We start from the raw sequence: 20890 nt of genomic DNA on the forward strand, positions 1-20890 counted from the left end.
GCTGAGATCAACCCAGCAGGGCCGCAGCCTCAATGTCCGACACCCCCAGCGCCCGGAAACTGTCCCGCGCCGCCGCCGCCGTCTCAGGCGCGATCGCGCGGCTGGCGTCGGAGATGACCACGGCCTCGAAGCCTTCGCGGACCGCATCTTCGGCGGTGAAGCGGACGCAGTAGTCGAAGGCCAGGCCCGCCAGGAAGACACGCGTCACGCCCAGGTCGCGCAACAGGCCGGCCAAGCCCGTCGGGGTGCGATGGTCGTTCTCGAAGAAGCCGGAATAGGAATCGACCGCCGGATTGTAGCCCTTGCGGATTACGGCCAGGGCCTTTTTCACCGTGGGCGCGACGTCGGGATGGAAGTCGGCGCCGGGCGAGCCCTGGAGACAGTGGTCCGGCCACAGCATCTGGCGGCCGTAGGCGACCTCAATCTCGGTGAAGGGGGCGGCGCCGGGGTGGTTGGAGGCGAAGCTGATCTGGTCCGGCGTGTGCCAGTCCTGGGTCAGGATCACGCGGGTGAACCGTTCGGCCAGTTGGTTGATCAACGGCATGATTCCCGCCCCGCCCGCGACCGCCAGAGCGCCGCCCTCGCAGAAGTCGTTCTGCGGGTCGATGACCAGGAGGGCGTCGGTAGGGCGGATAAGCATCACACGCCCGCATAGGCGTTGATCTCGTTGGCCGAGCCCAAGGCGACCGGGATGCGCTGGTGCAGATGCTCGGGCTGGATGTCGAGGATGGGTTGAACCCCGTCCGTCGTCGCCTTTCCTCCGGCCTGTTCGACCAGGAAGGCCATGGGATTGCCCTCGTACATAAGGCGCAGCTTGCCGGGCTTGGTCGGCTCGCGGCTGTCCCACGGATACAGGAAGACGCCGCCGCGCATCAGGATGCGGTGGACGTCGGCGACCATGGCCGCGACCCAGCGCATGTTGAAATTCTTGCCGCGCGGGCCTTCGTCGCCCTTCAGCAGGTCGCCGATGTAGGTCTGCACCGGCTGGGACCAGTGGCGCAGGTTCGACATGTTGATGGCGAACTCCTTGGTGTCCGGCGATATGGCGATGTCGTCGTGGGTGAGAATCCAGTCGCCGTCGTTCGACAGGGTGAAGCCCTTCACGCCCGCACCCGTGGTCAGGACCAGCATGGTCTGGGGACCGTACAGGGCATAGAGGGCCGCGACCTGGTTGCGGCCCGGCTGCATGAAGTCGGCCTCGGTCGGCGTCGGCGTGGTGGACTTCAGCACCGAGACGATGGTGCCGACCATGGCGTTGATGTCGATATTGGACGAGCCGTCCAGCGGGTCGAACAGGACCAGATATTGGCCGGTGGAATGGGCCGCCGGCTGGACCTCGTCCATCTCCTCCGAGGCGACGCCGGCGACGGCGGGGCTGGCCAGAAGGGCGTCGGTCAGCAAGTCGTTGGTCATGACGTCGAGCTTCTTCTGCTCCTCGTCCTGGACATTGATCTGGCCCGAGGCGCCCAGGGCGCCGGCCAGGGCGCCGCCGGCGACGACCTTGCTGATTTGAACACAGGTGGCGGCGACGACGGTCAGGACCGTCTTCAGACCCTCGGGCGCGTCCAGGGCGGCGATATGGGCGTCGAGGCGGGTGCGGTCGGCGGTCATGCGGTCTGTCCGAAGCGGCGGGAAGCGTCGCACCGTTCTTGGCGGGCCTACGGCGTAAGGGCAAGGGCGACGCAACAACAGGCGATGCGAACGGCGACAATGACGCCGCCGGACGGCCTCCGAAAGCCGCCGACGCTTGACTTGGGCCCGGAGTCGGTGGCTTAGGTCGGATGCTCTCGCGGGAGAGTTCGGGACCGGCAGGCCGGCCCCCGACGCCGAAGGCGCAACCGCCCCGGAAACGCTCAGGCAAACGGACCGCGACAGCATACGGACGCTGGAAAGTCGCCCCCTTCTCGGGATCAGGGCGCGCCGACGGAGCAAGGCGGTCTGACCGCCGGAATCTCTCAGGCTTCAGGACAGCGGGGGCGCGAAGACGGCGGAGCTCCGCCACCAAACGCGACCGTGAAAGCCTGAACCATGACCGACCAAGCCCTGAAGACCACGCCCCTGAACGCCGCGCACCGCGCCCTGGGGGCCCGGATGGTGGGCTTCGGCGGCTATGACATGCCGGTCCAGTATGAGGGTGTCCTGGCCGAGCACCGCTGGACCCGCGAACACGCCGGCCTGTTCGACGTGTCGCACATGGGCCAGTGCAAGATCACCGGCGAGGACGCGACCGCCCAGTTCGAGCGGTTCGTGCCCGGCGACTATGAAATCCTGAAGGCCGGCAAGCAGAAATATTCGCTGCTGCTGAACAAGGACGGCGGGATCATCGACGATCTGATGGCCGGCCGTCCCGACCATGACGGCCTGTTCGTCGTCGTCAACGCCGGCAACAAGGACGAGGACTTCGCCTTCTGGGAGGCGAATCTTCAAGGCGACGCCAAACTGACGGTGCTGGACCGCGCCCTGATCGCCATCCAGGGACCGGAAGCCGCCGAAGTCATGTCGGCGTACGAGCCGCTCCTGGCCGAGATGGGCTTCATGGAATGCGCCCGGCTGATGCTGTTCGGCGTCGACTGCTATGTCTCGCGCTCGGGTTACACCGGCGAGGACGGCTATGAGATTTCGGTGCCGGCGGACCAGGCCGAGCGCGTCTGGAACACGATTCTGGAAGACGCCCGCGTCAAGCCGATCGGCCTGGGCGCTCGCGACAGCCTGCGGCTGGAAGCCGGCCTGCCGCTGCACGGCCATGACATCGACCCGACCACCAGCCCGGTCGAAGGCGCGCTGACCTTCGCCCTGTCCAAGTCGCGCAAGGAGCGCGCGGACTTCAGCGGCGCCGACCGCATCCTGAAGGAACTGGCCGACGGTCCTTCGCGAGTCCGCATCGGCCTGATCGTCAAGGAAGGCGCCCCGGCCCGTGAAGGCGCCGAGATCGCCGACGCTGACGGGAACGTCATCGGCAAGGTCACCTCGGGCGGCCCCTCCCCTACGCTGGGCAAGAACATCGCCATGGGCTTCGTGCCGCCGGCGTATGCCGCGCTGGGTACGGAGTTGAAGGTCGTCGTGCGCGGCAAGTCCGCCGCCGCCGAAGTCGTCGCCATGCCCTTCGTGGCGCAACGCTATTACCGCAAACCGAAGACCGTCTGAGGATCAGATCATGAAGTTCACCAAGGATCACGAGTGGGTCAGCCTGGACGGCGACATCGCCACCGTGGGCATCTCGAAGCACGCCGCCGACGCCCTGGGCGACGTGGTGTTCGTGGAAACGCCTGAGGTCGGCAAGACCGTCGCCAAGGGCGCCAGCTTCGCCGTGGTCGAGAGCGTCAAGGCCGCCTCCGACGTCTACGCCCCCGTCTCGGGCGAAGTGGTCGAGGCCAATGACGCCCTGTCGACCGCTCCGGAAACCGTCAACTCGGCCCCGCAAGCCGACGGCTGGTTCGCCAAGATCAAGGTGTCCGACGCCTCGGAGCTGGACGCCTTGATGGACCAGGCCGCTTACGACGCCTTCCTCGCCAGCCTGTAAGCGCTAGTGTTCACCGTCTTCTTCCGCAACTCGACGACGACGCCGTCCCAGCCCGGTCTAGGCCAGCTGGTGCAGGCGGCGCTCGCCGAGGCGGGTGCGGAATGGACGGGCATGGAAGCAGAACTGCGCCTTACGGACGGCGCGGCCCTTTACCTGTTCGGCGAGGACCTGAACGACGGCATGCTGGCCGAGTATCCGATCCTCACCAATGCCGTGGCCGAGGCCCTCTACCGCATAGCGGACCGGACGAGCGCCTTCATCATAGCCGATGTCTTCGATCCCGTCGCGCTTCGCACCCATTCCAGCGTGGGCGAAGTGCGGGCTGCGGACATGAATGTCATAGGTCCCGACACGCTGGAAGGCCCGGAACAGCTTCATGCTGTACTGGCTGAACTCTCGCCTAATGCCGCGCAGCAAGAGGTTGCGGCTCCGCGTAGCATATTGCCGGCTCGCAGGACTGAACGGCCCCCTTCTCTACTCTCAAGACTATTTGACCTCCTCTTCGGAAAATCCGTCTGATGCGCTACCTCCCCCTGACGCCCGACGACCGCACGGCGATGCTCGCCGCCATCGGCGCGAAATCGATCGACGACCTGTTCGTGGACGTGCCCGAGGCGGCGCGACTGGACGGGCCGGTGGACCTGCCCCGCGTGGCCGGCGAAATGGAGGTCGAACGCGCCCTGTCCGCCATGGCGGCCAAGAACGCCACGGCCGGCGCCGTGCCCTTCTTCTGCGGCGCAGGGGCCTACAAGCACCATGTCCCGGCGACGGTGGATCATGTGATCCAGCGGTCCGAGTTCCTGACCAGCTACACCCCCTATCAGCCGGAAATCGCCCAGGGCACCCTGCAGTACCTGTACGAATTCCAGACCCAGGTCGCGAACCTGACCGGCATGCCGGTGGCCAACGCCAGCCTCTATGACGGCTCGACCGCCATGGCCGAGGGCGTGCTGATGGCGACCCGCGTGACCCGCCGCAACAAGGCGGTGATCTCGGGCGGCGTGCACCCCCACTACGTCAAGGCGACCGAAACCGTGGTCCACGCCGTCGGCGTCGAGACCCAGGTCCTGGCCGCCGCCATCGACGCCGAGGCCGCCGTGATCGACCAGATCGGTCCCGACACGGCCTGCGTCGTGGTTCAGACCCCCAACGTCTTCGGCACGGCGACGGATGTGACCAAGATCGCCGAGGCCGCCCACGCCGCCGGCGCCCTGCTGATCGTCGTGGTCACCGAGGCGGTGTCGATGGGTCTGCTGAAGTCGCCCGGCGAGATGGGCGCCGACATCGTCGCGGCCGAGGGCCAGTCGATCGGCAACGCCCTGAACTTCGGCGGCCCCTACGTCGGCCTGTTCGCCACGCGCGAGAAGCTGATCCGCCAGATGCCCGGCCGCCTGACCGGCGAGACCGTGGACGCCGACGGCGAGCGCGGCTTCGTCCTGACCCTGTCGACGCGGGAGCAGCATATCCGCCGCGACAAGGCGACGTCGAACATCTGCACCAATTCCGGCCTCTGCACCCTGGCCTTCACCATTCACATGAGCCTGCTGGGCGAGACGGGCCTGCGCAAACTGGCCCTGCTGAACCACGAGAAGGCCGTCGCCACCCGCGACGCCCTGGCGGCCATTCCGGGCGTCGAAATCCTCACCGACCGGTTCTTCAACGAGTTCGCGGTTCGCCTGCCCAAGAACGCGGCCGAGGTCGTGGATGCCCTGGCCAGCCACCACATCCTGGCCGGCGTGCCCTACAGCCGCCTGGCCCCCGCAGCCGGCATGGACGACGTCCTGCTGGTCGCCGCGACCGAGACGACGCTGGATGCCGACATCCAGATCCTCGCCAAGTCGCTCTCCAAAGTCCTCGGCGCGTAAGGGATAACGACCATGAGCACCATGAACACCGTCGGCCGTCCGACCGCTCCGAACGCCGTGACGACCAAGCCCGCCACCCTGACCGGCGGCCGCGGCCTGTTGCAGAACGAAGCCCTGATTTTCGAAGGCGACGGCTGGGGCAAGACCGGCGTCGATCTGGCTGAGCCCAAGACGGACGGCTCTGACCTGGGCGACCTGGTCCGCAAGGATCCGATCGGCCTGCCCGGCCTGTCCGAGCCCGAGGCCATGCGCCACTATGTGCGCCTGAGCCAGAAGAACCACGCCATCGACCTGGCCATCTATCCGCTGGGTTCGTGCACGATGAAGCACAACCCGCGCCTGAACGAGAAGATGGCGCGCCTGGCCGGTTTCTCGGACATCCACCCCTTGCAGCCGATCTCGACGGTGCAGGGCGCGCTGGAACTGATGGACACGCTGGCCCACTGGCTGAAGACCCTGACCGGCATGCCCGCCGTCGCCCTGTCGCCCAAGGCGGGCGCGCACGGCGAGCTGTGCGGCCTGATGGCCATCCGCGCCGCCCACGAGGCCTCGGGCCAGCATGAGAAGCGCCGCAAGGTTCTGGTGCCCACCAGCGCCCACGGCACCAATCCGGCCACCGCCGCCTTCGTCGGCTACACCGTCGTCGAGGTCGCCCAGACTGAGGACGGCCGCGTGGACGTCGCCGACCTGGCCGCCAAGCTGGGCGACGACGTCGCCGCCATCATGGTGACCAACCCCAACACCTGCGGCCTGTTCGAGCGCGACATCCTGGAGATCAGCCGCCTGACGCACGCGGCCGGCGCCTATTTCTACTGCGACGGCGCCAACTTCAACGCCATCGTCGGCCGGGTTCGTCCGGGCGATCTGGGCGTAGATGCGATGCACATCAACCTCCACAAGACCTTCTCGACGCCGCACGGCGGCGGCGGTCCGGGCGCGGGTCCGGTGGTCCTGTCGGAAGCCCTGGCGCCCTTCGCCCCGGCCCCCTGGGTCGTGCATGACGACGGCGGCTATCGCCTGATCGAGCGCGAGGAAGACGAGGCCGAGCAGGCCTTTGGCCGGCTATGCGCCTTCCAGGGCCAGATGGGGATGTATGTCCGCGCCCTGTCCTACATGATGTCGCACGGCGCTGACGGCCTGCGTCAGGTGGCCGAGGACGCGGTGCTGAACGCCAACTACATCAAGGCCCGCCTGCAGGACCTGATGAGCCCCGCCTTCCCCGATGGCCCCTGCATGCACGAGGCCCTGTTCGACGACGCATGGCTGAAGGGCACGGACATCACCACGCTCGACTTCGCCAAGGCGATGATCGACGAGGGCTTCCACCCGATGACCATGTATTTCCCTCTGGTCGTCCACGGGGCGATGCTGATCGAGCCGACCGAGACCGAGTCCAAGGCCGAACTGGACCGCTTCATCCACGCCATGCGCCTGTTGGCCGAGGCGGCGACAGCCGGCGACGTCGACCGCTTCAAGGGCGCGCCCTTCCACGCCCCCTTGCGCCGCCTGGACGAAACCCGCGCCGCCCGCTCGCCGGTGCTGCGCTGGACCGCGCCGGCAAGGTCGAACCAGGCGGCGTAAGGGCGACGGATAGGCCCCGTCATCCCAGGGCTTGTCCCTGGGATCCATACTCCCAGCGCCTGACGAAGGCGCATTCTGCGGAAACATCGGGAGTATGGATCCTCGCCACAAGGGCGAGGATGACGAAGGTTGAGGAGGGGTGATCGCCCCTTATTGTGTCCTGGCGGCAACAGCCAGAAGCCCTTGATCAATCATGACCAAAGCTTCACGCCGTAGACACGGATCGGCCATGGACACACGGTCTTAACGAGCCTGTGGCAGGCTGGCCACGGTCGCTCTTTCCTCTCCCGAGTCGGGATCGGGCGGTCGTGACGATCATTGTCACAGGACCTCCCTCCTCTCTGTCTGGCGCCGACTTGACCTTCGCAACTGCGATCCGCCTTCCGTCCTACCGCGCGCGCAGCCGTACGCTTCGCGCGCTGAAGCGTTGGGCGCTGATGGCGGGCGGGCTGTTCGTGGTGCTTCTGGGAATTCTGATCGCGCCCTTGCCGGGTCCGGGCGGCATTCCCGTCATCGCCGTCGGCCTGATGCTGATCCTGAAGAGCTCCTTCTGGGCCAAGCGGCTGTTCATTCGTGCCCAGTACGCCCGGCCCAAATGGGTCTATCCGTTCCGGCGGCTCATGCGCAAAAAGCCGGAGTTCGCTCCTGTCTTCTGGCAGCAGGCCCTGCGCGCCGAGAAGGTCGTGCTTAAGAGACCCCGCCGACGTCTGACGCGGTTGCGGAAGATGCTTCGTCGCTATTTCCGGAAGCTTTTCCGCTAGTTGACAGACCGTCTCGCGGTTGCGTTGTCGCAACTGCTAACCACATCATCGTGAACGCCCTTCTCCCTCCACAGGCGTATTCTGTCTGGGCGTTATCAGAGAACCACCAAATGCGTTGGGAGGCGCTAAGGTCATGATGTCACGCGTACAAAAGGGCATGATCGCGGGCGTCGCCGCGACCGTCGCCGTTTCCTTGCTTGAAATACCCAACCTGTTCCTGAACTGGTTCGACCCGTTCCAGGGGGTCATCGCCACAATGATCGGCATGCCTGGAAACATGGCCGTCGGCTGGGCGATCCACGCCTTCAGCGGCGTCTTCATCCTGGGGCCGCTGTTCGGTCTGATGTGTCCCCGCCTGCCCACCGATACCCCCGAGACCAAGGGCATCGTCTTCGCCGTCGGCGCCTGGGTGGTGATGATGGGGGCCATCCTGATGCTGGGCGATTACCGGACCTTCTCGGCCGCCGCCGGCTTCGGCACCATCGGCTGGCTGCTGATCACCCATGCGGTGTTCGGCATCGTGCTGGGCAATGTCTACGCCCGGCTGGTGACACGCGAGAAGCGCCAGGCGGCGCATTTCATGGGCGGCGCCACCGCCCACTGACAGCGGCCGTTCGGACATAAGAAAAGGCCCCCAGCGACGCCGGGGGCCTTTTTTCGTTCGGCTAAGCCGGCCGTGCTCAGTTCAGGCGGTCGCCGATCTGGGCGATGGCGGCGTCGAGCAGCGGATCCTTGGCGCCGCCGGCGAGGCGGGCGGCCAGGATCTGTTCCGCGGCCTTGGCGGCCAGGTCGGCGGCGGCCGCCTTGACCTCGGCCGAGGCCTGGGCCTCCGCCTGGGCGATGCGGGTCTCGGCCATCTTCTGGCGACGGGCCAGGGTCTCTTCCAGCTTGGCCTTGGATTCGACTTCCAGACGACGGGCGTCGGCTTCCGCCTGGGCCATCATCTCGGCGGCCTGAGCCTCGGCCTCGGCCTTTTCCTTGCGGATCTGGGCCAGCAGGGCCTCGGCCTCGGCGCGCAGACGGGCGGCCTCGTCCAGGTCGGCCTGGATCTTGGCGCCCTTGGCGTCCAGGGCGGCGCCGGCCATCTTGGGCACGCCGACGGCGACCAGGATGCCGAAGAAGATCAGCAGGCCGATCCCGACCCAGATCTCCGCATTGGCGAAGCTCCAGATGCCGTGTTCGAAGATCAGGTTCATCAGACGGCTCCCTTGGCCGTAGCCAGCTCGCCCGAGGTGGCGGCCTTGCCGGTCAGGCGCTCGACCATGGCGGCGGCGGCGTCGGAGGCGATCACGGCGACATTGGCCATGGCCGCGTCGCGGGTCTTGCCGATGGCGGTCTCTGCCTCGGCGATGCGGGCGTTGACGACGGCTTCTTCCGCAGCCTGGCGGGCGGCGGCGTCTTCGGTCACGCGGGCCTTGGCGGCGGCGGCCATGGCGCGGGCGTCGGCGCGGGCCTTGGCGACTTCAGCCTGGGCTTGAGCAGCCTGGTCGGCGGCCTCGGCCTGAACCTGACGCGCGGTGGCGACGGCGTTGGAAATCGTATCGGCCCGCTCGTCCATCACCTTGCGAAGGCGAGGCGCGAAGACCTTGGAGACCAGAACATACAGGATGACGAACAGGATCAGCAGATAGCCGATCTGTCCCGCCCAGTGTTCGAACTGGAATTGCGGCAGGCCGCCCGAGCCGTGCTCGGCGGCGGTCGCCGTCTCGGCGTGCAGGTCCGCTTCGACCGAAGCCGGAACCGCATGATTGGTGTGGGTGCTGGCCATGAACCGTCTGCTGCAGGATCAGATGAAACGGCGCGCGGGCGAGCCCCGCGCGCCGGTATCGGCTGATATCAGCCGAAGATCATCAGGATGCCGAGCACGAAGGCCAGGATGCCCAGGGCTTCGGCGAGGGCGGCGCCCACGAACAGGTTGCCGACCTGGCCGGCGGCGGCCGACGGGTTGCGCAGGGCGCCGGCCAGGAACTGACCGAAGATGTTGCCCACGCCCAGGGCCGAACCGATCATGCCCAGGGTTGCGAGACCGGCACCGATGTACTTGGCGGCTTCAGCGTCCATGATTGTATTCCTAGATTTAAGTCGTTGGTGGTTGGGGTGAAGAGACTGGTCCTGCCCTTAGTGGGCGTGGTCCAGGTTGACCACATCATTCAGATAGATGCAGGCCAGAACGGCGAAGACGAAGGCCTGAAGGAAGGCCACGAGAAACTCCAGCGCAGTCAGCGCCACGACCATGCCCAGCGACAGGGCCGCAACCGGGAAGGCCAGCAGGCCGACGCCGCCGCCCAGGCCCAGCAGGCCCAGGGAGACGACGAAGCCGGCGAAGATCTTCAGCGCCACGTGGCCGCCCAGCATGTTGCCGAACAGACGAAGCGCCAGTGTGACCGGACGCAGCAGGAAGGAGACGAACTCGATCAGGCCGACGACCGGACGCAGCGCCAGCGGTGCGCCCATCGGCCAGAACAGCTTGAAGAAGCCCAGGCCGTTCTTGGCGAACCCGACCACCAGCACCAGACCGAAAGTGATCAGGGCGAAGGTGACGGTGATGGCCAGTTGCGACGTCGCCGTGAAGGTCAGGAACAGACCCAGGATGTTCATGCCCAGAATCAGCATGAACAGGGTGAAGACGAACGGGAAATACTTGCGGCCTTCATGACCGATGATGGAATCGGCCAGATTGTCGATCAGGCCGAACACGCCCTCGCCTGCGGCCTGCAGACGACCGGGCACGACCTGGGCGTTCGAGGTCACGGCGGCCAGGAAGCCGACGATCACGACGAAGGCGGCCGTCATGGCGATGTGCGAATTGGTCACGGCCAAATCGACCGTACCCAGAAGGGGCAGGGTCACGTCAGGAAGATCGATGACCTTCTGAATCTGAAACTGATGAATCGGATCGGCCATGAAGCCCTATCGTTCCCCGTCTTCGTCGGCCTCGACATAAGGATCGGCCGGAGCCGACGTCCCTAACGCCTTGGCCTGCGCCATCAACCGGTTGGCTGTGCGACGCGCCATGTAAATCGACAAGGCGAAGCCCAACAGGACCCCGCCGATCAAACCCCACGGACGGGTCCCGAAGACCCAGTCCGCGATGAAACCCGCCGCAAGACCCACGAAGACGCCGCCGAGAAGCTCGGCGATGATCTTGTAGGCCTGACCCGACACCTGATGGCCGGTCAGCTCGGCGGATTTCTCCACCGTGGTCCGCGCCTCCAATGCGGATGCGCTGTCTTGGAGGCGTTTGATCGCCTCTTCGCGCGATTCCGACATGGGGGACAGGACCTGTGCTCTCAGCGCTCAAACAATGTGTTTGGGCGGGTCTGAATTCGGCGCGGAAACTAATCGTGAGCGGCCAAGAGGTCAAGGCGTCGTGAACGGAGGTTAAATCTTTGTTCGAACTCGATTTTCGCCGGATAAGGCCTGACCGTGGCGATGCGTCGCTGTTCAAGACCAGGGATTCGGTCGCCCTGCATGGCGATATGTCGCGCGAACGACTAGGTTGCGGCCATGAACATGCACGTCCCCGCCCCCTCGCCCGAACGCCGCCCCATCGCGGTGCGGCTGGCGACGCCGCGCGGCTTCTGTGCGGGCGTGGACCGGGCGATCCAGATCGTCGAGCGCGCGATCGAGAAATACGGCGCCCCCGTCTATGTGCGCCACGAGATCGTCCATAACCGCCATGTCGTCGAGCGGCTGAAGTCCATGGGCGCGATCTTCGTCAAGGAACTGGACGAATGCCCGGACGACCGGCCGGTCGTCTTCTCGGCCCACGGCGTGCCCAAGTCGGTTCCCGCCAACGCCCAGGCGCGACAACTGCTGTTCCTCGACGCCACCTGCCCCCTGGTGTCCAAGGTCCATGTGGAGGCGGAGCGTCATCATGACGCGGGCCGCCATATCATCCTGATCGGCCACGCCGGCCATCCGGAGGTGATCGGCACCATGGGTCAACTGCCGCCGGGCGCCATCAGCCTGATCGAGACCGAGGCCGACGCCGAATCGTTCGAACGGCCCGGCGACGCCCCCCTGGCCTATGCGACCCAGACCACCCTGTCGGTCGACGACACGGCGGGCATATTGAAGGTGCTGAAGCGGCGCTTCCCCGAACTGCCCGACCCGCACAAGGAAGACATCTGCTACGCCACCACCAACCGCCAGGACGCGGTCAAGGTGCTGGGCGAAGGGTGCGAGCTGGTGCTGGTGGTCGGGTCCAAGAACTCGTCCAACTCGGCCCGGCTGGTCGAGGTGGCGATGCGCGCCGGCGCCCGTGACGCCCGGCTGGTCGACGACGCCTCCCAGGTGGACTGGAGCTGGTTCGACGGGGTTCAGACGGTCGGCGTGACCGCCGGAGCGTCAGCGCCTGAACCTCTGATCGCCGCCCTGGTGGACGCCATCGCGGAACGGTTCGACGCCACCGTCACCGAGGACGGGGGGGCGCGCGAGACCGTGACCTTCAAGCTGCCTCGGCTGCTGACGACCTGACGCCCCTCTATCGATCCCGCCTAGCGTTCCTCGCCGACAAAGTCCTGCGCGAACTCCGGCGCGTCGTTTTCGTTCGTCAGACTGTCCTCGTCGACGTCCGCGCCTCGTCCGGGATCCGGCAGTTCAAAGCCGACGGGCAGCGACAGGTCCAGCAGGCCCGCCGCCTTCATTTCCTGCACGCCCGGCAGGTCGTACAGGGTCGCCAGGCCGAAATGTTCAAGGAACCGATCTGCGGTGGCGTAGGTGACGGGCCGGCCCGGCGTCCGTCGGCGCCCGCGCAGACGCACGAACCCCATCTCCAGCAGCAGGTCCAGCGTGCCCTTCGACAGGGTGACGCCCCGCACGCTCTCGATCTCGGCGCGGGTGACGGGCTGGTGATAGGCGATGATGGCCAGGGTCTCCAGCGCGGCCTTGGACAGGCGGCGGGGCTCCTCTCGCTCCTCGGTCATCATGAAGGCCAGATCCGCCGCCGTGCGGAACCGCCAGCGGTCGGCGACGCAGTCCAGCTCCACGCCCCGCCCCTCGTATCGGGCGCGCAGGCCCGACAGGGCGCGGGCGACGTCGGCGCCTTCGGGCAAACGGCCGGCGATCTCGGCGGCGCTCAAGGGACCGGCGGCGGCGAACAACAGCGCCTCGACCCGGCGCTCGATCTCGCCATCGTCGGGTTGGAAGGAGAGATCGCTCACGGCGTCAGCTCCACCGGATGTCCGCCTCCACGGCGTTTCAGATACAGCTCCGCGAAGGGCGCCGTCTGGCGAATGTCCATGGCGCCCTCCTTCACCAGCTCCAGGCTGGCCGACAGGGTCGAGGCGGTATAGCTGGCCTGGCTGGGCCCTTCGTCGTCTTCGCGATGGGGCGCCACCTGGTCCAGCGGGGTCCAGTCGGCCAGCCGGGGCATGATCTCGCGCAGCCAGTCGCGCGCCGCCTCCAGCGGAAAGGCCTCGACCCGCTGGCCGGGCGAATAGCGCCGCCCCTCCTCGCGGCGGCGCTGGGTCACATAGGCGCTCATCAGGTCATACAGGCTGGCGTCGATCCGGTCGGACGGGACGATCACCGTCGCCTGGGGATCGCCCCGCGTGAAGACGTCGCGCTTCAGCTGGGGCCGCGCCATCAGCTGGTCCACCGCCTTGCGCATGGCCTCCAGCTTTTGCAGCCGGAAGGCCAGGGCGGCGGCCATGGCCTCGGCCGGCGGCTCCTCGCCCTTGTCCTTTTCGGTGCGCGGCAACAGCAGGCGAGACTTCAGATAGGCCAGCCAGGACGCCATCACGAGATAGTCCGCCGCCAGGGCGAAATTCCTGCGCCGCGCCTCGTGCACGAAGGCCAGATATTGTTCCGCCAGCCGGGTGATCGACAGTTTCAGCAGATCGACCTTCTGGGTCCGCGCCAGGGCCAGCAGAACGTGCAACGGCCCCTCGTAGCCGTCCAGATCGACGACGAAGGCCTCGCGCTCCTCGACCTCGGCGGCGGCGCTGAAATCAAGATTGGGCTGAAAGGCGTCGGTCATCCTTGTCGGCCTACCGCGCTTCGCGCGGCTTGGGGCCGATCAGGTCCAGGCGGCTCATGCCTGCGCCTCGCCCACGTCCGGCCCCTTGGCCGCGTCCGTCTTGCCCGCCATCGCCCGGAAGAAGCGTTCGTGGCCCGCGACCGGATCAAGGGGTTCTGGAACCCGCACGATCCGCGCCATCGCCGCCTCGGCCCGGCGAAGCGCCCCGCCCTTCAGCGGTCCGACTCCCTCGGCGACCTGACGCATCTCATCCATGTCGCCGTTCCAGTGGATCACGACGTCGCATCCCGCCTTGAGCGCCTTGTGCGCCCTCTGGGTCAGACTGCCGGACAGGGCGTTCATCACCAGGTCGTCCGACAGCAGCAGACCGCCGAAGCCAAGACGCTCGCGGATCAGTCGGATCGCTTTCTTGGACTGGGTGGCGGGGCGTTTTGCGTCGATGGCGGTGAAGACGATGTGCGCCGTCATGCCGATCGGCATGTCGGACAGGGCTTTGAACGGCGCGAAATCCCAGGCGTCCAAGGTCTCTAGATCGGCATGGACCGTCGGCAAGTCCTTGTGGGTGTCGGCGAAAGCGCGACCGTGGCCCGGCATGTGTTTGACGCAGGGCAGCACCCCGCCCGCTAGTAATCCTTCCGCCGCCGCGCGACCCAGCAGGGCCACGGTCTGCGGATCGCGGCCATAGGCGCGGTCGCCGATGATGTCGTGGGCGCCGGGCACAGGTACGTCCAGCACCGGCAGCAGATCAATATTGATTCCCACCTCGCGCAGGTCGTGCGCCATCAGCCGCGCACCCAACCGCACCAGTTCTCGGGCGGCGTCGATATCTCCGGCCGCCTTCAGATAGGCGCTCGCGGGGGGGTATTTGGGCCAGTGGGGCGGTCCCATCCTCTGGACCCGCCCGCCCTCCTGATCGATCAGGATGGGCGCGTCGGCGTCGCCGATGGCGGCGCGCAGTTCGTCGGTCAGGGCCCGCACCTGTTCCGGCGTGTCGATATTGCGCCGGAACAGGATGAAGCCCCAGGGCCGCGCCTCGGCGAAGAAGGCGCGTTCCTCCTCCGTCAGCCGGTGGCCCGAACAGCCGTAGATGGCGGCGGAGGTCACCGAACGATGCAATCCCGTCCGGCGGCCTTCAGGGCGTTGCAGAAGGCGACCGCCCGCTCGCGCGACAGGCCCGAGAAGGTGGTGCGGTACAGGGTCGAACCGCTGGACGAGGTGACTTCGGTCACCCGCTTCTGGGCGCCCGAGGCGTACTGGCCGAAGCGACCCGCGACGGCGGCGTATTCGCGGTCGGCGATCTCGGTGGAGGAGAAGGCGCCGATCTGGACCGAGGCGGAACCCGTGGCGGCGCCGGCGGCCGGCGCAGGCGTCGCCGCTGCGGGGGCCGGGGCGGCCGGACGCGGCGCAGGGGCGGCCGGGGTTGCAGCCGGGGCGGCCTTGGCCGGCGGCAAGCCCCGTCCGGTCGGGGCGGCGGCGGGCGGTGCGGCCGGACGCGGCTTGGGCGCCTCGGGCGGCGGGGTGAAGGTGACGGGCGCGTCGGTCGTCTCGGCCTCATCGCGATAGACCCGCACCCCGTCGGCCGGATCCACCGGCTGGGCGTCCACGGGCGGGGCGGTCTTCATCTCGCCGACGGGCTGGCCCACGGCGGGCGGCGCGTCGGTCGAGGCGCGCATGCCCGAACGATAGAAGAAGATCACGGCGATGATCAGGACCAGCAGGACCACCGCGCTGATGATCAAAGTCACCGGCGGCGCCTTGCCCCCGCCCGAACCGACGTTGCGGCCGCTGCGCGGATCATAGGAGTTGCGACGGAAGGGCAGGTCGTCGTCGGTCGGGGGCGTATAGGCGCCCCGGCCCGGTCGGTTTTCGTCATCGAAAGACATGGTCGCACTCCGCCGTGGGTCCGGCGCTGCGAATCGGCGCGCCGAATAATGAGTTTAACGCCCCGCCGCCGTCTTTCGAATCACAGATCGAGGGCCAGGTCGAGGCTGAACAGTTTCTGGTGGACTTCTATCGCGTAGCGGTCGGTCATCCCGGCGATGTAATCGCACACGGCGCGCGCCCTTTGGGTCCGATCTTCGGTGGCCGCCGGCACGGCCCACTCCGGCGGCATCACCTCCGGCTCGGCCATGAATAGCTCGAACAGCTGCGACAGCACCCGTCGCGCCTGGCTGCGCGTCCGGTTGACCCGGTAGTGGCGATACATCCGCTCGAACAGGAACTTGCGCAGGACGGCCAGGTCCGCGTGCATGGACCGCGAGAAGTCCACCATGGTCCGCTTCGCCGTGCGGACATCCTCGGTCGAGCCGATCCGGTCCTCCTCCAGCCGCCGCGCCGTCTCGGCCAGGACGTCCTCGACCATGACGCCGATCATCCGCCGCACGGCCTCGATCCGCAGCATCCGGTCGTCGATGGCCGGCCAGTCGCGCCGCACCTCGGCCAGCATGGGTCCGATCAGCGGCACCTGATCGAGGTCTTGCAGGGTGATCAGCCCCGCCTGCACCCCGTCGTCCACGTCGTGGTTGTTGTAGGCGATGTCGTCGGCGATGGCGGCGCACTGGGCCTCCAGCGAGGCGAAGGTGCCCAGGCGCAGATCCCAGCCCGCCTCCCCGCCCGTCCGGTAGGGCCGCACCACCGACCAGGCCGGCTCGTCCAGCCGGTGCGACACCGGGCCATTGTGCTTGATGACCCCCTCGACGGTCTCCCAGCTCAGGTTCAGCCCGTCGAACTGCGGATAGCGGTTCTCCAGCTCGGTCACGACGCGGAAGCTCTGGACATTGTGGTCGAAACCGCCGTGGTCGGCCATCTGGATCACCAGCTCGTCCTCGCCCGCATGGGCGAAGGGCGGGTGGCCCAGATCGTGGGCCAGAGCGACCGTCTCGGCCAGATCGTCGTCCAGCCTCAGCGCATGGGCCAACGACCGGGCGATCTGGGCCACCTCCAGCGAATGGGTCAGGCGGGTGCGATAGTGATCGCCCTCATGCGCGACGAAGACCTGGGTCTTCTCCTTCAGACGCCGAAACGCCGTCGCATGGATGATGCGGTCGCGGTCGCGCGCAAAGGCCGTGCGGGTGCGGCTGGGGGGCTCGAAGAAGCGGCGGCCCTTGGTCAGATCGGCGCGTTCGGCGTAGGGGGCGAGAGGTGTCTGGCTCAAGTCATCAACTTTGAGGCTGCTTTGATGCGGGCGGCCCTTTGCGAACGCCCTTGCGCGCCTCATATAGACAGCCGTGAGCACCGTCCAATCCACAGAACCGTCCACACCCGCCTTCAGTGTCGCCACGCGCGCGCCGGAAGGCATCATATTGGCCGCCAGCGCCGCCAAACGCCTGGCCAAACTGGGCGCGGCCGAGGGCAAGGCGCTGATGCTGCGCGTGGCGGTGGACGGCGGCGGCTGTTCGGGCTTCCAGTACCGGTTCGAACTGGTCGAGACGGCCGAGGACGACGACCTGCGAATCCAGGCCGACGGCCAGACCGCCCTGATCGACCCCGTCTCGGTCCCCTTCCTGAAGAATTCCGAGATCGCCTATGTCGACGAACTGGCCGGCGCCCAGTTCGTGGTCCGCAATCCAAACGCCGCCTCCAGCTGCGGCTGCGGCGTCAGCTTCTCGATCTGACCGCGGTCAGCGTCGGCGTCGGATCAAGGCCCAGACGGTGACGATCACTGTCGAGGCCAGCAGGGCCGAAAAGACCGCATCCCAGACGCCGTCTCCCAGCAGGGCGCCGATCAGCCCCGTCAGGCTGAGCACGAAGACCGCGACGGGCGCGCCGAAGATGGCCCAGATAGTCAGATCCTTGCGGCTCATGCCGGTTTCCGCCGTCCCTTGACCAGCCAGAGGTAGAGGCCGGACCCCAGGATGACCATGGTCGCCAGGTCCAGCAGCGCCCACAGGATTTTCAGCCCCAGCCCGCCATAGTCGCCGAAGTGCAGCGGCTGGGACAGCGACAGGGCCTTCACATACCAGGGCGTCGGGGCCACGGCCGCCAGCGCCCCGGTCCGGGCGTCGATCAGGGCCGGCGTGGTCAGATGGGTCGTCAGCGGCGTGTCGCCGTGGAAGAAGACGGCGTAGTGGTGGTCGGTCGAATAGTCGGTCCCCGGAAACGCCACGAACTGAAGCGTCTTGCCCGGCAGCGCCCGTTTCGCCCGCTCCACCGCCGCATCCAGCGAGGCCCGCTCGCCGGTCGGCGCGGGGGCGTCATAGGCGACGGTCAGCTCCTTCAGCGCCGTGTTCTTCCAATAGGCCAGGATCGGCGTGGCCAGGGTGTTGACGACGCCCGTCGCACCGACCACCAGCACCCAGGCCACGGTCACCACGCCCAGCAGGTTGTGATAGTCCAGCCACCGCGTCCGCGCCGACTTGGCCGCGCGCACCGTGCCGAATGGCAGCCGCCGCATGAAGGGGGCGTACAGCACCACCCCCGACACCACCGCCACGATCAGCATCAGGCCCATCAGCCCCAGGAACAGCATCCCCGGCAGGCCCAGGAACATGTCGGTGTGCAGCTGAAGCAGGAACTCCATCACCGGATGGCCGGCCACCGGCGGGGCGACCGCGCCGCTGGTCTGGTCGATCGGCTCGAAGCTGTAGGCGCCGGTCGGGCCGTTCGGATCCACGCTGGTGACGTTCACCACCGGTCGGTCCTCGTCGAAACTCATGAAGGCGGGGACCTCGCCCGGGTGAAGCGCCAAGCCTGCGGCCAGCACTTCGTCCAGGCTCAGCAGCGGTCCGCCCGGATTGGCCGGCGTCCACGCCTGCTCCAGCAGGACCTCTTCGATCTCATGGGAAAAGACCAGCGGCAGGCCCGTGACGCACAGCATCAGCAGGAAGAGCGTGGAGACCAGGCTCGACCATTTGTGCGTCCAGGACCAGGCGCGGATGGTCCGCGTCTTCATCCGATCAGAATTCCGCCGAGACCGACAGGCGGAAGGTACGCGGCGCGCCCAGGGTCAGATAGTTCGAACCCGGATAGCCCCCGACGGCGACCCACTGGTCCTCGTCCGCGAGGTTCTCGACCCGCGCCCGCACCGTCAGATCCTTGCCGCCGGCGACGAAGGCGTAGCGCAGGCCGGCGTCGAACCGGGTCCACTCTTCCAACTCCAGCGTGTTGGTCGCATTGGCGGGCTGCGCGCCGGTATGGACCGCACGGCCCTCCAGCGTCAGGCCGCTGACCATCGGCACGTCCCATTCGACATTGGCGTTGATCTGGAAGTCCGGCACGCCGATGGCGGATTTGCCCGCGTTCGCGGCGGTCAGCGAGCGGTTGATCTCGGCGTCCAGCCAGGTCGCGCCGCCGATCAGGCGCAGGCCGGCGACCGGCTCGCCATAGACGGTCAGTTCGACGCCCTGGTTCTCCTGCTCGCCGCCGTCGGTATAGACGCCTGTAGGCCGGGCGTCCGCGACGGGATCTCCGTTGGAGGTGATCGAGACCAGCGCGCTGGGCAGGGTCGTGCGGAAGACGCTCAGCGTGCCGCCGAACGACCCCGCGTCATACTTCACTCCGACTTCGGCCTGTTCAGCGCGAAAAGGTTCCAGCACTTCGCCGCCGTTGGTGACGGTGACTGGCACGGCCGCGTCTCCCCAGCCTGCCACCACCGCGTTCGCCAGCGTCGGCGCGGTGGTTCCTGGCACGAGGGCTTCGGCATAGTTGGCGTACAGCGAGATCTTGTCGCTGGGCTTGTAGACCAGGGCGAAGGCCGGGGTGGTCGCATCGCTGGAATAGCCCGAGCCGAAGGCGCCGTCGGCATAGGCGTAGGACTTGGTCTCGATCTCCTGATAGCGCACGCCGACCGTCGCCAGGACGCGGCCGTCCAGGAAGGACAGCACGTCCGCCACGGCGACGCTGGTGTGCTTGACCCGCTCGGTCACGTTCGGATCATCCAGATCGCCCGATACGCTGGTGATGGCCGGCGCAGGCGACAGGGTCGGGTTGCTCAGCGTCCCGAACGCATAGCCGCTGAAGCTCGAGGCCGCCCAGGCGTTCTTCGACTTCGACTGGATCTGCGAGGCCGATGCCACCAGACGGTGCTCGACCGGCCCGGTCGTCAGGTCGGCGCGCACGCCGATATCGCCGGACCAGACCGTGTCCTCGCGGATGTTGTCAAAGCGATAGCCGCGGATCGCGCCAGCGGCGTCAGCGCGCGGATTGGCCAGGCTGTTGTCTTCATTGCCTTGACGCCCACCGAAGGCCGCCCAGGCGGTCACGCTGTCGGTCAGGTCGAACTCGCCGCGCACCGCGCCGAACAGTTGCTCCTCGTCGGTGTAGGTCCAGCGCTGCGCGAAATTCTTGTCGGCCGACGGGGCGTCCGGGATGGCGGTCCCCGGCGTCACGCTGGGACGCGGCGCATCGATGCGGTGGTCCTGCCAGCCCAGGTCGGCCGAGAATCGGGCGCGCTCGCCCCGGCGGTCCAGGCCCAGGCCGACGACGCGCAGCTGGCCGTTCTCGTTCTCGACCGAGCCCTCGCCGTCGCGGCTGACCAGATTCAGGCGGGCGCCCCATTGGTCTTCTGCGCCGAAGCGACGGGCCAGATCGGCCGCGGCGTAGATCTCGTCATTGCCCGACACCCCTGCCGTCAGGCGCGTCAGGGGTTCGCCGGCGCGCTTGGGCGTCAGGTTGAAGGCGCCGCCTACGCCCGTCCCGCCCGGCGCGGCGCCGTTCAGGAAGGCGCTGGCGCCGCGGAACACCTCGACCCGCTCGATCAGTTCGGCCGCCACGAACTGACGCGGCAGCACACCGTACAGGCCGTTGTAGCTCATGTCGTCCGAGAAGACCGGGAAGCCCCGGATCACATACAGCTCCTGGAAATTGCCGAAGCCCTTGGACACCCGCACCGTCGGATCGTTCTGCAGCACGTCGCCGATGCCGCGCGCCTGCTGATCGCGGATCAGCGTTTCGGTGTAGTTGCTGGTCGAGAAGGGCGTGTCCATCACGTCCATATTGCCCAGCAGGCCGACCCGGCCGCCTCGCGCCACCTGCCCGCCGGCATAGGCCGAGGTCAGTCGCACCTGCGATCCCGTCACGACGATCTCATCCAGTTCGGCAGGCGCGGCCGGCGCCTCCTGGGCCAGGGCGGGCGCGGCGACGGCAAGGGCCAGCAGGCTGGAGGCGCAGGCGAAACGGCGGGTCGGGCGGGTCATGACTTGCAAAATATTCTCAAAATCAGGGAGTGGCGGCTGCATACGCC

The 20890-nt window shown here is 67.6% G+C and carries 23 protein-coding genes, 1 pseudogene and 2 riboswitches; of the genes and pseudogenes, 9 read left to right on the forward strand and 15 right to left on the reverse strand.

The features are described from left to right. Nucleotides 1-7: 7 nt before the first annotated feature. The gene (gene pncA, locus AC07NC_RS11340) at nucleotides 8-640 is read right to left on the reverse strand and encodes a bifunctional nicotinamidase/pyrazinamidase (RefSeq protein WP_494569614.1); all 633 of its coding nucleotides are present in this window, start codon (nucleotides 638-640) and stop codon (nucleotides 8-10) included. After that, nucleotides 640-1611, reverse strand: a complete 972-nt coding sequence (locus tag AC07NC_RS11345; protein WP_494569615.1) for a class 1 fructose-bisphosphatase — start codon at nucleotides 1609-1611, stop codon at nucleotides 640-642. Before AC07NC_RS11345 ends, pncA begins: the two co-directional genes overlap by 1 nt. Before the next feature lie 169 nt (nucleotides 1612-1780). Next, nucleotides 1781-1879: riboswitch (glycine riboswitch) on the forward strand. Between the two features lie 4 nt (nucleotides 1880-1883). After that, nucleotides 1884-1973, forward strand: a riboswitch (glycine riboswitch). 55 nt (nucleotides 1974-2028) lie between these two features. On the opposite strand from AC07NC_RS11345, the gene gcvT reads away from it, so the two are divergent. From gcvT to AC07NC_RS11380, 7 genes are all read left to right on the forward strand, one after another. Further along, a complete protein-coding gene (gene gcvT / locus AC07NC_RS11350; protein ID WP_494569616.1) occupies nucleotides 2029-3144 on the forward strand; it encodes a glycine cleavage system aminomethyltransferase GcvT in 1116 nt (371 codons plus the stop codon). Nucleotides 3145-3154: 10 nt separating this feature from the next. Further along, nucleotides 3155-3520, forward strand: a complete 366-nt coding sequence (gene gcvH / locus AC07NC_RS11355; protein ID WP_494569617.1) for a glycine cleavage system protein GcvH — start codon at nucleotides 3155-3157, stop codon at nucleotides 3518-3520. 6 nt (nucleotides 3521-3526) lie between these two features. Further along, nucleotides 3527-4039, forward strand: a complete 513-nt coding sequence (locus AC07NC_RS11360; RefSeq protein WP_494569618.1) for a hypothetical protein — start codon at nucleotides 3527-3529, stop codon at nucleotides 4037-4039. Next, entirely contained in the window at nucleotides 4039-5385 is a 1347-nt protein-coding gene (gcvPA, locus tag AC07NC_RS11365; RefSeq protein WP_494569619.1) for an aminomethyl-transferring glycine dehydrogenase subunit GcvPA, read from the forward strand. Before AC07NC_RS11360 ends, gcvPA begins: the two co-directional genes overlap by 1 nt. Nucleotides 5386-5397: 12 nt before the next feature. Further along, nucleotides 5398-6966 carry an aminomethyl-transferring glycine dehydrogenase subunit GcvPB gene (gene gcvPB, locus AC07NC_RS11370; RefSeq protein WP_494569620.1) on the forward strand — a complete coding sequence of 523 codons (1569 nt, stop codon included), beginning with the start codon at nucleotides 5398-5400 and terminating at the stop codon, nucleotides 6964-6966. A 356-nt stretch (nucleotides 6967-7322) separates the two neighbouring features. Next, nucleotides 7323-7727, forward strand: a complete 405-nt coding sequence (locus AC07NC_RS11375; protein ID WP_154725560.1) for a hypothetical protein — start codon at nucleotides 7323-7325, stop codon at nucleotides 7725-7727. 133 nt (nucleotides 7728-7860) lie between these two features. Beyond that, nucleotides 7861-8331, forward strand: coding sequence for a DUF6789 family protein (locus AC07NC_RS11380; protein ID WP_035309002.1), 471 nt, complete (start codon nucleotides 7861-7863; stop codon nucleotides 8329-8331). Nucleotides 8332-8407: 76 nt separating this feature from the next. On the opposite strand, the gene AC07NC_RS11385 is transcribed toward AC07NC_RS11380, so the two are convergent. The 5 genes from AC07NC_RS11385 to AC07NC_RS11405 form a co-directional block, all read right to left on the reverse strand. Next, nucleotides 8408-8923 carry a F0F1 ATP synthase subunit B gene (locus tag AC07NC_RS11385; RefSeq protein ID WP_494569621.1) on the reverse strand — a complete coding sequence of 172 codons (516 nt, stop codon included), beginning with the start codon at nucleotides 8921-8923 and terminating at the stop codon, nucleotides 8408-8410. Next, entirely contained in the window at nucleotides 8923-9495 is a 573-nt protein-coding gene (locus AC07NC_RS11390; protein ID WP_008263958.1) for a F0F1 ATP synthase subunit B family protein, read from the reverse strand. The genes AC07NC_RS11385 and AC07NC_RS11390 overlap by 1 nt, the downstream gene beginning before the upstream one ends. A 68-nt stretch (nucleotides 9496-9563) precedes the next feature. Further along, nucleotides 9564-9788, reverse strand: a complete 225-nt coding sequence (locus AC07NC_RS11395; RefSeq protein ID WP_008261286.1) for a F0F1 ATP synthase subunit C — start codon at nucleotides 9786-9788, stop codon at nucleotides 9564-9566. A 57-nt stretch (nucleotides 9789-9845) separates the two neighbouring features. Beyond that, on the reverse strand, nucleotides 9846-10631 hold the full coding sequence (locus AC07NC_RS11400; protein ID WP_494569622.1) for a F0F1 ATP synthase subunit A: 786 nt from the start codon (nucleotides 10629-10631) through the stop codon (nucleotides 9846-9848). A gap of 6 nt (nucleotides 10632-10637) precedes the next feature. After that, the gene (locus AC07NC_RS11405; RefSeq protein WP_008261665.1) at nucleotides 10638-10997 is read right to left on the reverse strand and encodes an AtpZ/AtpI family protein; all 360 of its coding nucleotides are present in this window, start codon (nucleotides 10995-10997) and stop codon (nucleotides 10638-10640) included. A gap of 237 nt (nucleotides 10998-11234) precedes the next feature. Here AC07NC_RS11405 and ispH point away from each other — a divergent pair, with 237 nt between their 5' ends. Continuing rightward, nucleotides 11235-12206: a 4-hydroxy-3-methylbut-2-enyl diphosphate reductase gene (ispH, locus tag AC07NC_RS11410; RefSeq protein ID WP_426026300.1), complete on the forward strand. Its 972-nt coding sequence runs from the start codon at nucleotides 11235-11237 to the stop codon at nucleotides 12204-12206. Between the two features lie 20 nt (nucleotides 12207-12226). Here the strand turns inward: ispH and scpB are convergent, their stop codons facing one another. The 5 genes from scpB to AC07NC_RS11435 all read right to left on the reverse strand — a co-directional run bounded on the left by scpB (nucleotide 12227) and on the right by AC07NC_RS11435 (nucleotide 16864). Further along, nucleotides 12227-12892, reverse strand: coding sequence for an SMC-Scp complex subunit ScpB (gene scpB, locus AC07NC_RS11415; protein ID WP_008262461.1), 666 nt, complete (start codon nucleotides 12890-12892; stop codon nucleotides 12227-12229). Continuing rightward, nucleotides 12889-13710, reverse strand: a complete 822-nt coding sequence (locus AC07NC_RS11420; RefSeq protein WP_494569623.1) for a segregation and condensation protein A — start codon at nucleotides 13708-13710, stop codon at nucleotides 12889-12891. The genes scpB and AC07NC_RS11420 overlap by 4 nt, the downstream gene beginning before the upstream one ends. 54 nt (nucleotides 13711-13764) lie before the next feature. Then, nucleotides 13765-14814 (reverse strand): beta-N-acetylhexosaminidase, encoded by a 1050-nt coding sequence (gene nagZ / locus AC07NC_RS11425; protein ID WP_494569624.1) that lies wholly within the window; start codon nucleotides 14812-14814, stop codon nucleotides 13765-13767. Then, nucleotides 14811-15593: an SPOR domain-containing protein gene (locus AC07NC_RS11430; RefSeq protein WP_494569625.1), complete on the reverse strand. Its 783-nt coding sequence runs from the start codon at nucleotides 15591-15593 to the stop codon at nucleotides 14811-14813. The genes nagZ and AC07NC_RS11430 overlap by 4 nt, the downstream gene beginning before the upstream one ends. Before the next feature lie 80 nt (nucleotides 15594-15673). Then, complete coding sequence (locus tag AC07NC_RS11435) at nucleotides 15674-16864, reverse strand: deoxyguanosinetriphosphate triphosphohydrolase (RefSeq protein WP_494569626.1); 1191 nt, start codon at nucleotides 16862-16864, stop codon at nucleotides 15674-15676. Nucleotides 16865-17006: 142 nt separating this feature from the next. Here AC07NC_RS11435 and erpA point away from each other — a divergent pair, with 142 nt between their 5' ends. Continuing rightward, nucleotides 17007-17324, forward strand: coding sequence for an iron-sulfur cluster insertion protein ErpA (erpA, locus tag AC07NC_RS11440; protein ID WP_494569660.1), 318 nt, complete (start codon nucleotides 17007-17009; stop codon nucleotides 17322-17324). A gap of 6 nt (nucleotides 17325-17330) precedes the next feature. Here erpA and AC07NC_RS11445 read toward each other — a convergent pair whose 3' ends face one another. From AC07NC_RS11445 to AC07NC_RS11455, 3 genes and pseudogenes are all read right to left on the reverse strand, one after another. Continuing rightward, nucleotides 17331-17513, reverse strand: a complete 183-nt coding sequence (locus AC07NC_RS11445; protein ID WP_035308374.1) for a hypothetical protein — start codon at nucleotides 17511-17513, stop codon at nucleotides 17331-17333. Further along, nucleotides 17510-18696: pseudogene (locus AC07NC_RS11450) on the reverse strand (PepSY-associated TM helix domain-containing protein). Before AC07NC_RS11450 ends, AC07NC_RS11445 begins: the two are co-directional and overlap by 4 nt. After that, nucleotides 18606-20843, reverse strand: a complete 2238-nt coding sequence (locus tag AC07NC_RS11455; RefSeq protein ID WP_494569627.1) for a TonB-dependent receptor — start codon at nucleotides 20841-20843, stop codon at nucleotides 18606-18608. The pseudogene AC07NC_RS11450 and the gene AC07NC_RS11455 overlap by 91 nt, the downstream one beginning before the upstream one ends. Between the last annotated feature and the right edge of the window lie 47 nt (nucleotides 20844-20890).

This window comes from Brevundimonas sp. GW821-FHT10A07 (assembly GCF_059415785.1).

Bases quoted from the DNA above. Each gene is read 5' to 3' on its own strand.
- pncA (WP_494569614.1), bottom strand. From the start codon at position 640: ATGCTTATCCGCCCTACCGACGCCCTCCTGGTCATCGACCCGCAGAAC.
- AC07NC_RS11345 (WP_494569615.1), bottom strand. From the start codon at position 1,611: ATGACCGCCGACCGCACCCGCCTCGACGCCCATATCGCCGCCCTGGAC.
- gcvT (WP_494569616.1), top strand. From the start codon at position 2,029: ATGACCGACCAAGCCCTGAAGACCACGCCCCTGAACGCCGCGCACCGC.
- gcvH (WP_494569617.1), top strand. From the start codon at position 3,155: ATGAAGTTCACCAAGGATCACGAGTGGGTCAGCCTGGACGGCGACATC.
- gcvPA (WP_494569619.1), top strand. From the start codon at position 4,039: ATGCGCTACCTCCCCCTGACGCCCGACGACCGCACGGCGATGCTCGCC.
- gcvPB (WP_494569620.1), top strand. From the start codon at position 5,398: ATGAGCACCATGAACACCGTCGGCCGTCCGACCGCTCCGAACGCCGTG.
- AC07NC_RS11380 (WP_035309002.1), top strand. From the start codon at position 7,861: ATGATGTCACGCGTACAAAAGGGCATGATCGCGGGCGTCGCCGCGACC.
- AC07NC_RS11385 (WP_494569621.1), bottom strand. From the start codon at position 8,923: ATGAACCTGATCTTCGAACACGGCATCTGGAGCTTCGCCAATGCGGAG.
- AC07NC_RS11390 (WP_008263958.1), bottom strand. From the start codon at position 9,495: ATGGCCAGCACCCACACCAATCATGCGGTTCCGGCTTCGGTCGAAGCG.
- AC07NC_RS11395 (WP_008261286.1), bottom strand. From the start codon at position 9,788: ATGGACGCTGAAGCCGCCAAGTACATCGGTGCCGGTCTCGCAACCCTG.
- AC07NC_RS11400 (WP_494569622.1), bottom strand. From the start codon at position 10,631: ATGGCCGATCCGATTCATCAGTTTCAGATTCAGAAGGTCATCGATCTT.
- AC07NC_RS11405 (WP_008261665.1), bottom strand. From the start codon at position 10,997: ATGTCGGAATCGCGCGAAGAGGCGATCAAACGCCTCCAAGACAGCGCA.
- ispH (WP_426026300.1), top strand. From the start codon at position 11,235: ATGAACATGCACGTCCCCGCCCCCTCGCCCGAACGCCGCCCCATCGCG.
- AC07NC_RS11420 (WP_494569623.1), bottom strand. From the start codon at position 13,710: ATGACCGACGCCTTTCAGCCCAATCTTGATTTCAGCGCCGCCGCCGAG.
- AC07NC_RS11430 (WP_494569625.1), bottom strand. From the start codon at position 15,593: ATGTCTTTCGATGACGAAAACCGACCGGGCCGGGGCGCCTATACGCCC.
- AC07NC_RS11445 (WP_035308374.1), bottom strand. From the start codon at position 17,513: ATGAGCCGCAAGGATCTGACTATCTGGGCCATCTTCGGCGCGCCCGTC.
- AC07NC_RS11455 (WP_494569627.1), bottom strand. From the start codon at position 20,843: ATGACCCGCCCGACCCGCCGTTTCGCCTGCGCCTCCAGCCTGCTGGCC.